The following is a 13,933-nucleotide window of genomic DNA, read 5'->3' on the forward strand; positions in this document are numbered from 1 at the left end:
TAATCTTGTCACAAGAACCGATCGATCAACCAGAAAGCAAAGCAAACCAGCAACCAAACCATAGGGCGCATTCGGCAACCGCCAGCGGCGCCCCGCCCTCGTTGTGTCGGTATATAGACCCCACCCCGCAAAACTGTCAACACCGATTTTGAAGAAAATGTGAAATATGTGACAGGGTTCTTCTACCCCTTGCGATATGAGACGGTTTATTGCCCTCGTCACTGCGGACAAAGTGGATTGTGACCGGCCCGGCCACAAACATGCCCAATTCAAATCTTAGCGGTGCCTTCGCATGCGAAGGGTAGTGCCAACTTCTTGCGGGAACCACTCACCGTTTACACAGGGCCGTTCGGGGCGGCGCGTTGACATAGATCGGCTGCGGGGGCAAAACTGCGTCCCAAATCGATTTCACACCAGCATAAGGCTGATCGGCGAGCGCCGAAATCTCTCAGAGCCCGCATTTTCTACAACGGCGACAGGATCGACTTTTAACAGTATGAACGATTACGAGGGGCACTCATCGATCGATCCGGGCAACGAGCCGCCGTTGATTACGGACGGCCGTCGGGGTCCGCCGGATCGGCGCGAGATCTCTGCGCGCTGGCTGGCCGGCACCTTTCTCACGGGTATTACGTCGAGCATACTGATGGGTGTGGCACTGTTCGCAGCGCTCGACGGCCGGGAACAGCTGGCGACACCGCCGGAACTGATGGCGCGCAACGCCATGCCTGATCCCGGGAGTTCCGACGGCGTCAAGGGTGCGCGGGTTGCGGCAACGACGCCGATCCAGAAGAATCGCGACCGCCGGCGGCTCGACGTCTCGACAATGTTTAAGGACGGCGAGCGTGACGTCATTCGCACGGTGCCCTTTGAATTCGTCCATATCGCACTTGCCGATGTCCACAATACGAACCGCCGATATCCTTCCTTCAATCCTCTCGACGTCTTCGCGGAGGCCAATGAAGGTACTGATCCGACGCCAAAGACCGGTTTGATCTACGGCGCCAAGGTCGAAAGCGAAGTGAGCCTTCGTACCCTCGATTTCCCCTTGGCCACTGCTCAATATGATCCATCGGACGATTTGAGCGTCGATGAGGTGGAAGAAGTTGTCCGCAACACCGGCTCTCTTTTGACCGACGGAGCCATTCAGGTTGCATCCCTCCACTATGTCGATCCCCAGCGCTTCGGCACGGACGAAGACCCGTTCAATTTGCGTAGCCAGCTTACGGCCAGGATTATCCAGGAAAATGTCAGCGTTTTCCCGCGTCTCTCGGATGATGCCGAGAGCGCAGGTTATTCGGAGGAACTCATTCCGTTCCGGAGCGACAAGGATATCCTCGGCGCGCTGAATGACGCCGGCCATGAAAACGCCGATGCAACGGGGATGTCGGAGGCGATCGCAAAACTGTTGAATTCTCCGCGCTTGAAAAGCGGCAGTGTCCTGCGGCTTGGCATAGAATCGCAAAACGACGTCGACCGGATCATGCGAGCGAGCGTTTACAATGGTTCCACGCATGTGCTGACAATCGCCCTCAACGATCACGAGCAATATGTCCCGGCGGACGAACCGGAAATGACCCCGGGACTGCAGGTCGCCTTCGACGATAATCCGCCTGCCGCGCGCCGTTCTGAAGACCTGCCCACGGTATATGATGGAATTTACCGTGCCGGTATTGCCTATGGGATGACAGATCCCATGATCAAGCAGCTCATCAGGATGCTTGCTTCGGAGGTCGATTTTCAGTCGCAACTATCGCCGACCGATCAGCTGGAGGCGTTGTTCTCACTTCCGGCGGATTCGGAGAAAGCAGGCGACGATTCGGAGATACTCTACGTCGCGGCGAATTTCGGCGGCGACTTGAAGAAGTTTTATCGTTTCCACGGCAAGGACGGCAACACCGACTATTACGACGAAGATGGAAAGAGCTCCAAACAGTTCCTGTTACGCAAGCCGGTCCCGAACGGAGTCTTCCGCTCACCCTTCGGCATGCGCCGCCATCCGATTCTGGGATACTCCAGGATGCACACCGGGGTGGATTGGTCAGCGCCCCGCGGCACGCCGATCATCGCTGCGGGCAACGGTGTCGTCGAGCGCGCCGGCTGGACGAACGGCTACGGCAATCAAACCATCATCCGCCATTCCAATGGCTATGAAAGCAGCTATTCGCACCAGAATGCCATAGCCAGCGGCGTTGCCCCGGGAGCGAAGGTCAGACAGGGCCAGGTTATCGGTTTCCTTGGTTCGACCGGTCTTTCGACGGGGCCGCACCTTCATTACGAGGTGATCGTCAATGGCTCCAAGGTAGATCCGATGCGCATCCGCCTGCCAAGTGGCGGAGCGCTTGGAGGCGATGACCTGATAGCATTCAAACGCGAACGGGAACGGATCGATCAACTGCTCAAGGATGACAATACGCGGGGAACCAAGGTCGCGGCCAGCGGCTAGCGGCGCGCCAGCATCTATTCCTGGAATTCAACCGTCACGCCTTTTTGGACCAGCTTGGACAATTCCGTTGCGTCCCAGTTCGTCAGCCGCACGCAGCCATGGCTGTTCGTCTTGCCTATCTTCGAAGGTTCCGGCGTGCCGTGTATGCCATAGGTCGGCTTCGACAGGGCTATCCAGACAGTACCGACTGGGCCGTTCGGCCCCGGCGGTATGGTCAGGACCGAGTTGTTCTCGCCCTGCTTGAAGTTGATCTTGGGATTGTACGTATAGTTCGGATTGAGTGCGATGCGCTCGACCTGTACGGTTCCCGAAGGCGATGGAGTATCTGTGGATCCGATCGTTGCGGGGTAGGCAACCACCAGCTTTCCTTCAGCATTATAGCCGCGAACCTGTTTGCGCCCCTTGTCGGCGATGATGCGCGTCACGGCACCGCCAGCATCCTGGCCAGTATTGGCCACCTGTATCGCAACACCCGGCGTGTTGAAGTCCCCGCCTGGATTGATTTCTTTCAGATAGTTCTCATCCATGTGGAATCGCTCGGCAAGCAATTCAGTCACCGATGTAAACGCCATGCGTTCAAGTTGCGCCTTGTGGCTGTAATCTTCGGGAATGGATGCAACGAACGGATAAGCGGCATCTTCCGACGTGATCGTGTAGGATTTGAACGCCGGGCCGCCGGTCTGTTCCAGCGACGCGTTGATCCCTTCTTCGTTGAGAGGGTCGAATTGCTGCCCTGTCATTTCCTCGAAGGCCGCCACGGCTTTATCGACATTTCCGCCCTTGTGACCATCTATAACACCCGGTGACACGCCTATGCGATCCAGCAGGACCTGGATGGCGGCGATCTTGGCTTTAGCACCCTGTCCCTTCGGCAGTTCGATTGTCGGCGCCGGATCGGGATGAACCGGTATCTGCTCCTGTTGAGGAGCATCCGTCAGCCCGTCTCCAGGCATTGCCGGATCGATGAAATCGCTCTCGCCATTGGCAGGCGGCAGCGGTTCGCGATCGATACTGCCATAATCCTGTTCGGATGGCAGCGCGTTGGAAGGGGCGTAAGGATCGTTCGCTATGGCACCAGTATCATAGGGATCTTGCGGCGCATCGGGAAAATAATCCGTGTTTTCACTCGGTTGCGCTTCTTCGATGGAGACGATCCGGCCGCGGCGATCCACTGTGACCCTACGGCCATACTCATCGAAATAGGACCGGTAAGCCTGGCGCCGCTCGCGCGGCTCGAACCATTGTGCAACGTCATATGGACCCGCGTCTTTGGCGCGAGGTGCAACAGGTTCAGCCTGCGCGGCTTCTGGCACGAAGATGCCGGCCGCAGCCAGCAGCAAAATTCCGAGTGTCGATTGAAGGTAGAACGCCATGCTTGCCGCTTCCGGTTTAACTGATAACTCGCCGTTAAGCATAAATGACCGACTTTTCTGTCTTTATGGTTAATGCCGAGACACTTCTATCGTTGCATTTATTGGATGAACGAGACATGAAAATGGCCGCCCGGTGGCGGCCATCCTCTTTGTTTCAATCCGATCGAAGCGTGATCACGCAGCCTCGGCCTTTTCACGTTCGGCGGTGGATTTGGCCGGCTTGAAGTTGAGCCGGTCCGATCCCGCCGTGATCTTGACCGTCGAACCATCCAGTATCTCGCCGAGCAGGATCTTTTCCGCCAGCGGATCCTGAACCTCCTTCTGTATTACGCGTTTCAATGGCCGCGCTCCATACGCAGGATCATAGCCCTTTTCGGCCAGCCAGTTCGTGGCATCATCATCGATACTCAGGACGATCTTGCGATCTGTGAGAAGCGATTGAAGGTGCCGCAGCTGGATAGCCACGATCTTGCCCATCTCCTTGCGCTGCAACCTGTGGAAAAGGATGATTTCATCCACGCGATTGAGGAATTCAGGACGGAATGAGGCTCTGACCACGTTCATCACCTCTTCTCGAACCTCTCCGACATCCTGGCCCTCGCCCAACCCGACAAGATATTCTGCGCCAAGGTTCGACGTCATGATGATCAGTGTGTTGCGGAAGTCGACCGTGCGTCCCTGACCATCGGTCAGACGTCCATCGTCAAGTACCTGCAGAAGCACGTTGAAGACGTCCGGATGAGCCTTCTCGATTTCGTCGAAGAGAACCACCTGGTAGGGCCGGCGCCGGACAGCTTCGGTAAGAGCACCACCTTCTTCATAGCCGACATAGCCGGGTGGTGCGCCGATCAGGCGCGATACCGAATGCTTCTCCATATATTCGGACATGTCGAGGCGAACCATTGCCGTCTCGTCGGAGAACAGGAACGAAGCCAGCGTTTTCGTCAGCTCCGTCTTGCCGACACCTGTTGGTCCCAGGAAGATGAACGAGCCGATGGGCCGGTTCGGGTCCTGCAAGCCGGCACGCGCGCGGCGAATGGCCTTCGATACAGCCTGAACTGCTTCTCCCTGCCCGACAACCCGCTTGGCGAGTTCATCTTCCATGCGCAGCAGCTTTTCCCGTTCGCCTTCCAGCATCCGGTCCACCGGAATTCCTGTCCAGCGCGAAACAACCTGAGCGATATGATCCGGAGTGACGATTTCTTCCACCATCGACGTTGAACCGTCATGCTGTTCGGCCTCTGCAAGCTGCTTCTCCAGCTGCGGGATTTTTCCGTAGGCAAGCTCGCCCGCTTTCTGAAATTCACCGTTACGCTGGGCAGAGGCCAGCGCATTGCGTGCATCGTCGAGCTGACGCTTCAGGTCGGCCGCATGACCGAGCTTTTGCTTTTCGGCCTGCCAGGTGTTGGTAATCGCCGTCGACTGCTCTTCCAGATCGGCGAGTTCCTTCTCCAGCCGCTCAAGGCGATCCCGGGAAGCATCGTCCTTTTCGACCTTCAACGCTTCACGTTCGATCTTGAGCTGCATGATGCGCCGGTCGATCTCGTCCAGTTCTTCCGGTTTTGAATCGACCTGCATCCGAAGCCGCGCCGCGCCTTCGTCAATCAGGTCGATTGCCTTGTCGGGCAAAAACCGATCCGTGATGTACCGGTTTGACAACGTCGCCGCCGCAACGAGCGCCGAATCGGAAATCCGCACCTTGTGGTGCTGCTCGTATTTTTCCTTCAGACCGCGCAAGATCGAAACGGTATCCTCTACTGTCGGCTCATCGACAAACACCGGCTGGAACCGGCGAGCCAAAGCCGCATCCTTTTCCACGTGCTTGCGATACTCGTCGAGAGTCGTGGCGCCGACGCAGTGAAGTTCACCGCGAGCCAAGGCGGGTTTCAGGAGGTTGGACGCATCCATGGCGCCTTCGCTCTTGCCCGCACCGACAAGCGTGTGCATCTCGTCGATGAACAGGATGATTTCGCCATTGGCTGAAGTCACTTCGGACAGAACGGCTTTCAGCCGCTCCTCGAATTCACCGCGATATTTCGCCCCGGCGATCAAAGCACCCATATCCAGCGCCATCAACTGCTTGTCTTTCAGCGATTCCGGCACGTCACCATTGACGATGCGCAACGCCAAGCCTTCGGCAATTGCCGTCTTGCCAACCCCAGGCTCGCCAATCAGCACCGGATTGTTCTTGGTGCGCCGCGACAGGACTTGAATGGTTCGGCGTATTTCATCATCGCGTCCAATGACGGGATCGAGCCTGCCCGCCCGTGCATCGGCCGTCAAATCGCGTGCATATTTCTTCAAGGCATCATAGCTGTTCTCCGCAGAGGCGGAATCAGCAGTCCGGCCCTTGCGGATATCATTGATCACGGCATTGAGGCCCGCAGCGGTCACACCGGCGCGGCTCAATATCTCGGAAGTCTTGGCGGACTTCTCGATCGCCAGAGCAGTCAACAGGCGCTCGACAGTGACGAAGCTGTCACCGGCTTTTTGAGCAAGCTCCTCCGCGGTCGTGAAAACCTTGGCAAGCGGCTGAGCCAGGTAAAGCTGGCCGTTACCGCCGGTTACTTTCGGCAATGCGTCTAGCGCAGCCTGCAGCCCGAGCCGCACATCAGCTATGCGACCGCCCGCCCGCTCGATCAACGATGCGGCAAGCCCTTCCTCGTCATCGACGAGCACCTTGAGCAAGTGCTCCGGCGCAAATTGCTGATGGCTGGAAGAGAGGGCGAAAGTCTGTGCCGATTGTATGAAGCCGCGGACGCGCTCTGTATATTTCTCTATATTCATCTCTGTCTCCTTTTACCGTCCAGCCCGATTCCGGCACTGGATGGCGTGTTGGTGACGGGTCCCCTGCAAGAGGCAGACCCATTCGCTCGATGCGAATATGGGAATATTGTCCGCAGCCTGCAAGATCGAAGGTCTGGCTTTTATCACGTACCTAGCCCGGTAATTTACCACAAGAGGCCCCTCCTTTGCCACGCTCGCCTTTCACGCTTGGGACGTTCCAAGCAGCCAGGATGTCGGCAAGGAGTCGGGGAGCATTATCACGGTCAGCCCTCGAACCGCGCACAGCCCGAGAAGGACTTTAGTTGAAGTGTCTCGGCCACTTCCAAAAATCAAAACGCCACCCGCAGGTTCCCCTGCGAGTGGCGCAAAAAGCTTCAATCCGATGAGATCAGACGTCGGATCCAGCCGCAGCTCTGCGCTTCTTTACCTCGGCCACAATACCGGCTGGCGAAAGATCATTGGCGGTTTCTGGAGCACTTGCTTCAGCCGCATTCTCCTCCACGCCTGGTTCACGCGGACGGGCCGGCCGGCGCCCACGCGGTGCGCGGCGTGCGGGTTTTGCTTCAGCAGGCGCGTCCTCGGCCACTGCAGAACCATTTTCAACCGGCTGACGCTGGGGTTGCGGCTGGCGCTGACTGGCAGTGTCATCGTCATAAACGACTTCGGCGGGGGTGCCCTGAATGATCGGCTGTGGTCCACTGCCATTGATTGGCTGATGTACCACACGTTCTTGCCGGTCCTGCCGTTCATGTCGATCGTGGCGTTCCGAACGGTCCTGGCGCTCCGGGCGATCCTGACGTTCGGGCCTGTCCTGGCGGTCTTGCCGTTGCGGACGTTCCTGGCGCTGGGAGAATTCCTGGCGTTCTGGAACTTCCTGACGATCACTATCATTGCCGTTGCCGCCGTTGCCATTGTTCATGCCATCGTCGTCATAACCGTTCTCATCGTCCTGATCCTGATCCTGATCATCGCGTTGATACTGGACGGGCGCTTGAGCCTGAGCTGCAAGTATTATTCGATTATAATGCTCGGCGTGCTGGAGATAGTTTTCAGCCATCACGCGGTCGCCGGCGCTCTGTGCATCCCGTGCAAGAGTAGTATATTTTTCGGCGACGTGCTGAGCGTTCCCCCGGATTTTGACATCGGGACCGTTGCTCTCGTAGTTACGGGATAATGGGTTGGGACCCTTACTGCGGTTATTGTTGTTACCGCGTCCGCGCATGCGCCTATTCTGCTGTACTGGCCTCATACTTATCTCTTTTCAGAAAATTAGGGGCGCTAATTTGCTCACCATTTGAGTCAAAAAGCTTCGCTTCTCAAGTGCCGACCTGAAGCGCGCCCCGCGCTCCGATCGCATCCAAAGTTCATAAAACTTTTGTGCTTCCGCAAAAACCGATTCCCCAAAGCTATTTCCGACGAGAAATCAAACATCTGGAATTCCGTACCAATTGCTTGATAGGCAGACCAGATTTGTTTCGGTTTAGAGCGGTAACCGGAAACTAGCCGTGTTCACGGCAAATTCCAAGCCTTTTTTCAATCTTTTTCCATTGGTGTGAACAAAAGCGCTCTTTCGTGCCCACCAATATCCTTCTGGACAGTAACCAAAGCGAAACTCTCCCTGGAAAAAATCGCCTCTACGTCACTGCGCTGTTCCGCGCCCACTTCCAAGGCAACCGCACCACCCTGCCTCAGGCACCGCCGCGATTGCCTGGCGATGATCCGATAGGGGGCAAGTCCATCTGGGCCGCCATCGAGGGCTTTCACCGGATCATGCCGCGCTACTTCCGTCTGCAAGCCTTGTAAGTCGGCGGTCGGTATGTAGGGCGGGTTGGAAATAATCATGTCGAATGAGCCACTTACATTAGAAAACCAATCCGAATGAAGGCCGGCAAAACGATCAGATACATTGTTTAGTTGGGCATTGTCGCGTGCAGTATCAAGGGCTCCTGTGGAAATATCGACGCCAACCGCACGCAGTTGACGCAGTTGATCGAGCAGCGCCAGAGCTATCGCACCTGTCCCTGTTCCAAGGTCTATCAAATCTGAAACACCCTGCTCTTCGATCCGCTGGCGCAAGAACGGAATCGCCAGTTCGACCAGAGCTTCGGTGTCCGGGCGGGGTTCGAGTGTATCGGGAGAAAGCCCTAGTTCTATGCCATGGAAAGCCCGCCTGCCGATGATGCGGTGTACTGATTCGCCGTTGATTCGCCGGGCGAGAATCGTGTGAAGCCGCTCTGCCGTTTGGCTGTCGATGGCATGAGCCGGGTTTCGGATCACTTCGAGCCGATCACATCCGGTTACCCATTCGACCAGCAATCTCGCGTCCAGATCGGGGGTTTCGATTTGCGTTTTCAAAAGCCGGAGACGCGCCTCTTTGTGCAAGTCGGCAAGGCGCGTTCCGTCCTTTTCCATGGCACTCAGAAGCTTTCGTTCATCTGGGCCAGCAAGGCCGTCTGGTAATCGGATATCAGCGCACCGATGAGTTCATCCAGATCGCCTTCCATGATGCGATCGAGCTTGTATAGCGTCAGGTTGATGCGGTGGTCGGTGACGCGGCCCTGCGGGAAATTATAGGTACGAATTCGTTCGGAACGATCACCTGAACCGACTTGGCTGCGCCGCGCCTCCGAGCGCTCGCTATCGGCTTTCTGGCGTTGCATGTCGAACAGGCGCGAACGCAGCACCTGCATGGCTCGGGCGCGGTTCTGGTGCTGCGACTTTTCCGCCTGCACGACGACAATGCCCGAAGGGATATGCGTGATGCGCACGGCAGAGTCGGTCGTGTTGACGTGCTGACCGCCCGATCCCGATGCGCGCATCGTATCGATGCGGATATCATCGGGACGTATATCGATATCGATTTCTTCTGCTTCCGGCAGCACTGCTACGGTCGCAGCCGACGTATGGATTCGGCCGCTCGCTTCGGTATCAGGAACGCGTTGCACCCGGTGCACACCGGATTCGAACTTCAGCTTGGCAAAGACCCCCTTGCCTGAAACCATCGCGATGACTTCCTTGTAGCCGCCAGCCTCCCCCTCGCTTGCAGAGATAAGTTCGACGCGCCAGCCATTGGAAGCCGCATAGCGTTCGTACATGCGAAAGAGATCGCCACCAAACAACGCCGCTTCCGAACCGCCGGTGCCGGCGCGAATCTCGAGGATCGCGTTGCGCTCATCGGCGACGTCCTTCGGCAGGAGCAGAACCTGGATATCTTTTTCCAGTTCCTCGACACGCTCCTCGATTTCGGGGAGTTCGGCTTCGGCAAGCTCGCGCATGTCCTTGTCAGTGGCACTGTCATCGAGCATCGCCCGCAATCCATCGGCTTCGCCGCGCGCAGCAAGCAGCTCGCGAATCTTGGCGACGACAGGCTCGAGCTCGAAATATTCCGAGGCAAGCTTCACATAGGTGTCGGAGTCGGGATTGCTCGCCATCTGCGTCTCCATCATGGAGAAACGCTTCAGCAGTTGATCCATACGATCCTGCGGAATAGAACTCACTCAAACCTCACAATGGAACGCCTGCTCGCTCTGCGTACTTGGTCAGGACGTGGCGCAGCGATCCTGTTTCGCCGTGGTTGTCGATCGCATCGGCGAGTTGCGCGCTCAATTCGGCCACGTCAAGCGTGCCGAGCATGGCCTTTATAGGGCCGATGGATGCCGGGGACATCGAGATCGAGCGATATCCAAGTCCGATAAGCGCCATGGCAGAGAGCGGTTTTCCCGCCATTTCGCCGCAAAGCGTCACATCGGTGTTGTTGCGGTTTCCGGCATCGGCAATCTGACGCAATACGCGCAGGAACGGTACGGACAGGTTGTCGAACCGGTTGGTAATGATCGAGTTGCCCCGGTCGACTGCCATGACGAATTGGAACAGGTCATTCGAACCGACCGAGACGAAGTCAACAACGGACATCAACTCATCCAATTGCCAGAGCAGCGATGGCACCTCGACCATGGCGCCGATCTTGACGCGTGTTGGAAGATTGTACGCGAAGCGCGACAGATGCTGAACCTCGCGATTGATGAGCTCGCTCGCCTTGCGAACTTCCGCCACCTCCGTGACCATCGGCAGCATCAGGCGAAGCTCGCGCCCGCCCGCGGCCTTCAACAATGCGCGGACCTGCGTGCGCAGCAAGCCGGGACGGTCAAGCGTAAGGCGGATCGCCCGCCAGCCCATGGCAGGGTTTTCCTCGTTGGCGTCGCTGCGGAAATAGGGCAGCACCTTGTCTCCGCCTATATCGAGCGTCCGGAATGTCACCGGTTTTTCGCCCGCGGCGTCGAGAACCGAGCGATAGAGCCGCTCCTGCTGTTCGGCACGCGGGAACGTCGAAGCAACCATGAACTGCAGTTCGGTGCGAAAGAGCCCGATGCCGGCAGCGCCGGCTTCGGCCAGCTGCGGCAGATCGACGAGCAGCCCCGCGTTCATCAGGAGCGAGATGTGTGTACCATCCTTCGTCAGGGAAGGTTGATCGCGCAATTCCCGGTAAAGCGCCTGGCGCTTGGCCCGGAACTTGACCTTTTCCGAATAGGCGGCTTCCACGTCCGCTTGCGGACGCAGATGAACGCGCCCGTCGTCGCCATCGACGATAACGGCGTCATTGTTTTCCGCCATGGAGACGACGCCCTTGACCTGTCCCGCAACGGGAATGCCCATGGCGCGGGCAACGATCACCACATGGCTCGTCGCGGCGCCATCTTCAAGCACAAGGCCCCGCAGCCGTTCACGTGGATAATCCAGAAGCTCTGCTGCGCCCATCGAGCGGGCAATGATGATCGCGTCCTTGGCGAGCGAACCGGCCATGGTCTTGACATCCCGTCCCATAAGCTGGCGCAGCAAACGATTGGCGAGATCGTCGAAGTCGCTCAGCCGCTCGCGCATATAGGGATCGGTCAGGTGCATCATGCGGGCGCGGGTATCGCTCTGGACTTTCTCCACTGCAGCTTCTGCGGTAAGCCCGTTCCGGATAGCTTCTTCGAGACGCCGCACCCATCCGGTATCATGGGCGAACATGCGATAGGCTTCGAGCACTTCACGATGCTCGCCCTCGAAGGCGACGTCACGGCGCGACAGCATATCGTCGATCGATATCCGCAGCGAACCGAGCGAACTCTCGAGCCGGTCGATTTCCGTATCGATGTTCTCGTTGAAGAGATTGGTAACGACGATACGCGGCTCATGCAAAACGACGTGCCCGAGCCCAACGCCATCATTGAAGGCGCTGCCGCTGAAGCTCATCGGCTTGCCCATGTCTAGTTCGACACCTGGACGCGCGAGCCGGGTCAGGCTGCCTGCGGCGACCATTTCCGCCAGCACCATCGCCGTCGTCTCGAGCGCTTCAACTTCATCTTCGCGGTACACACGCTTGGTCCGGTTCTGTACCACAAGGACACCGAGCGTGCGTCCGGCGCGGAGGATTGGCACGCCCAGGAAGGAATTGTATATCTCCTCCCCGGTCTCCGGCAGATAGGCGAATGCGGGGTGGGTCTGCGCATCGGTCAGATTGAGCGGCCGGGCACTCGCTGCAATGGTACCGACAAGCCCCTGGCCCAATCGCAACTGCGCCAGGTGGACAGCGGACGGATTCAAGCCTTCGGTTGCGTAGAGTTCCAGAACCCCGTCGGAGCGCAGCACGTAAAACGAACACACTTCCGCGACCATGTTTTGCGCGATGTCGCGAACAATCCGGTCAAGCCTCTCCTGCGGCTCAAGGGCCTCCGCCATCAATTCGCGGAGACGCTTCAGCATGACACGGGGACCTGTTGTCTGCTCGCGCGTTGGCACTTGGAGCCCTTCTCCATAACGATACCGGCAAGACCGGATGGCCTAGCCGCGTTCGATTCATCATGTCAGCCAGCGATGCAGCCGACAAACATTTTCTTGATTCTAGGTCACGACCTAATGCTTATCCAGACCATACACGGAATGCAAAGTACGTACGGCAAGTTCCGCATAGGGACCATCGATAAGGATGGAAATTTTTATCTCGGAAGTGGTGATGGCCCGGATATTGATCCCTTTGTCCGCCAGCGCACGAAACGCCGTCGCGGCAACGCCGGCATGGCTGCGCATGCCGATGCCGATGACGGAGACTTTGACCATGCCGGCTTCAGACTGGATGATATCGCAGCCGATCTCCGCCTTCACGTTTTCGAGCACCACGAGAGCTTTGTCGAGATCGCCCGAGGGTACGGTAAAGGTCATGTCCGTCTTGGTACCGTCTTCCGAAACGTTCTGGACGATCATGTCGACGTTGATATGCGATTCCGCCAGCGGGCCGAAAATCGCAGCTGATATGCCGGGGCGGTCGGCGACGCGGCGCAGCGAGATCTGGGCTTCGTCCTTGGCGTAGGCAATTCCTGTGACAACCTGCTGTTCCACGATTTCTTCCTCGTCGCAAATGAGTGTTCCGGGCGGATTGATGAGATCACCCATGCCCGGCGCATCGGGATCTTCGAAACTGGACCTTACAAAGGTGCGCACCTTATGCACCATGGCGAGCTCGACGGAGCGAACCTGCAACACTTTGGCGCCGAGTGAAGCCATTTCCAGCATTTCTTCGAACGATATCCGCGAGAGCCGGCGAGCCTTTGGTTCGACGCGGGGGTCGGTCGTATAAACGCCGTCCACGTCGGTATAGATATCACATCGATCGGCTTTGACCGAAGCAGCGATGGCAACCGCGCTCGTGTCTGAACCGCCGCGTCCGAGCGTGGAAATGCGATTGTCAGGTCCGATACCCTGAAAACCGGAGATCACAGCCACCTGACCTTCCGCGAACCGCTCGATCAGGAACGAACCGTCAATGTCGAGAATCCGGGCCGCTCCATGCGCGTTGTCAGTCTTTATGGGAATCTGCCAGCCTTGCCAGGAACGGGCATGCACCCCCATCGCTTGCAGCGCGATTGCAAGCAGGCCCGCCGTCACCTGCTCGCCCGATGCGACGATGGCATCATATTCGCGCGCGTCGTGCATTGGCGACGTCTGCCGGGTCCAGGCAACAAGTTCATTGGTCTTCCCGGCCATGGCGGAAACGACGACCGCGACCTCATGTCCGGCATCGACCTCACGTTTGACATGCCTTGCCACATTGCGGATGCGGTCGATATCGGCCACCGAAGTGCCGCCGAATTTCATCACGATGCGTGCCATGGGAAGGTACCGTTCTGGAATGCCTGAAATAAACTGGATGGGTGCGCCGCATAAATCAGACAGCCACCCGCCAATTGAATGCGGCTCACATATCGAAATTATCACCAGACTGCAAGAACAGGGCGCGATTTGAGACTTGACATTTTTTGTCTTACGAGGCCACTCGAAGCAGGAACGA

8 protein-coding genes are annotated in these 13,933 nt (G+C 57.8%); 1 reads left to right on the forward strand and 7 read right to left on the reverse strand.

The annotated features are described in order from the left end of the window. Positions 1–496 precede the first annotated feature (496 nt). Positions 497–2,446: a M23 family metallopeptidase gene (locus CU100_RS23040; protein WP_106718993.1), complete on the forward strand. Its 1,950-nt coding sequence runs from the start codon at positions 497–499 to the stop codon at positions 2,444–2,446. Between the two features lie 14 nt (positions 2,447–2,460). Here the strand turns inward: CU100_RS23040 and CU100_RS23045 are convergent, their stop codons facing one another. The 7 genes from CU100_RS23045 to CU100_RS23075 form a co-directional block, all read right to left on the reverse strand. Further along, positions 2,461–3,819 carry a L,D-transpeptidase gene (locus CU100_RS23045; RefSeq protein WP_106718994.1) on the reverse strand — a complete coding sequence of 453 codons (1,359 nt, stop codon included), beginning with the start codon at positions 3,817–3,819 and terminating at the stop codon, positions 2,461–2,463. A gap of 174 nt (positions 3,820–3,993) precedes the next feature. Further along, positions 3,994–6,606 (reverse strand): ATP-dependent chaperone ClpB, encoded by a 2,613-nt coding sequence (gene clpB, locus CU100_RS23050; RefSeq protein WP_106718995.1) that lies wholly within the window; start codon positions 6,604–6,606, stop codon positions 3,994–3,996. Between the two features lie 388 nt (positions 6,607–6,994). After that, complete coding sequence (locus CU100_RS27775) at positions 6,995–7,855, reverse strand: DUF4167 domain-containing protein (RefSeq protein WP_106718996.1); 861 nt, start codon at positions 7,853–7,855, stop codon at positions 6,995–6,997. A gap of 284 nt (positions 7,856–8,139) precedes the next feature. Then, on the reverse strand, positions 8,140–9,018 hold the full coding sequence (gene prmC / locus CU100_RS23060) for a peptide chain release factor N(5)-glutamine methyltransferase (protein ID WP_407070372.1): 879 nt from the start codon (positions 9,016–9,018) through the stop codon (positions 8,140–8,142). Between the two features lie 5 nt (positions 9,019–9,023). Further along, the gene (gene prfA, locus CU100_RS23065) at positions 9,024–10,079 is read right to left on the reverse strand and encodes a peptide chain release factor 1 (protein WP_210280660.1); all 1,056 of its coding nucleotides are present in this window, start codon (positions 10,077–10,079) and stop codon (positions 9,024–9,026) included. 31 nt (positions 10,080–10,110) lie between these two features. Continuing rightward, the gene (gene ptsP, locus CU100_RS23070; RefSeq protein ID WP_106719216.1) at positions 10,111–12,351 is read right to left on the reverse strand and encodes a phosphoenolpyruvate--protein phosphotransferase; all 2,241 of its coding nucleotides are present in this window, start codon (positions 12,349–12,351) and stop codon (positions 10,111–10,113) included. A gap of 150 nt (positions 12,352–12,501) precedes the next feature. Further along, positions 12,502–13,755, reverse strand: coding sequence for an aspartate kinase (locus CU100_RS23075; protein ID WP_106718999.1), 1,254 nt, complete (start codon positions 13,753–13,755; stop codon positions 12,502–12,504). Positions 13,756–13,933: the final 178 nt, after the last annotated feature.

It is taken from the genome of Phyllobacterium endophyticum, assembly GCF_003010935.1.
Lineage (GTDB): Bacteria > Pseudomonadota > Alphaproteobacteria > Rhizobiales > Rhizobiaceae > Phyllobacterium > Phyllobacterium endophyticum.

What these genes read in the sequence shown, in the direction of transcription:
- CU100_RS23045 (WP_106718994.1), bottom strand. Translation starts at nt 3,819, where the DNA reads ATGGCGTTCTACCTTCAATCGACACTCGGAATTTTGCTGCTGGCTGCG.
- CU100_RS23040 (WP_106718993.1), top strand. Translation starts at nt 497, where the DNA reads ATGAACGATTACGAGGGGCACTCATCGATCGATCCGGGCAACGAGCCG.
- clpB (WP_106718995.1), bottom strand. Translation starts at nt 6,606, where the DNA reads ATGAATATAGAGAAATATACAGAGCGCGTCCGCGGCTTCATACAATCG.
- prmC (WP_407070372.1), bottom strand. Translation starts at nt 9,018, where the DNA reads ATGGAAAAGGACGGAACGCGCCTTGCCGACTTGCACAAAGAGGCGCGT.
- ptsP (WP_106719216.1), bottom strand. Translation starts at nt 12,351, where the DNA reads ATGCTGAAGCGTCTCCGCGAATTGATGGCGGAGGCCCTTGAGCCGCAG.
- CU100_RS27775 (WP_106718996.1), bottom strand. Translation starts at nt 7,855, where the DNA reads ATGAGGCCAGTACAGCAGAATAGGCGCATGCGCGGACGCGGTAACAAC.
- CU100_RS23075 (WP_106718999.1), bottom strand. Translation starts at nt 13,755, where the DNA reads ATGGCACGCATCGTGATGAAATTCGGCGGCACTTCGGTGGCCGATATC.
- prfA (WP_210280660.1), bottom strand. Translation starts at nt 10,079, where the DNA reads ATGGATCAACTGCTGAAGCGTTTCTCCATGATGGAGACGCAGATGGCG.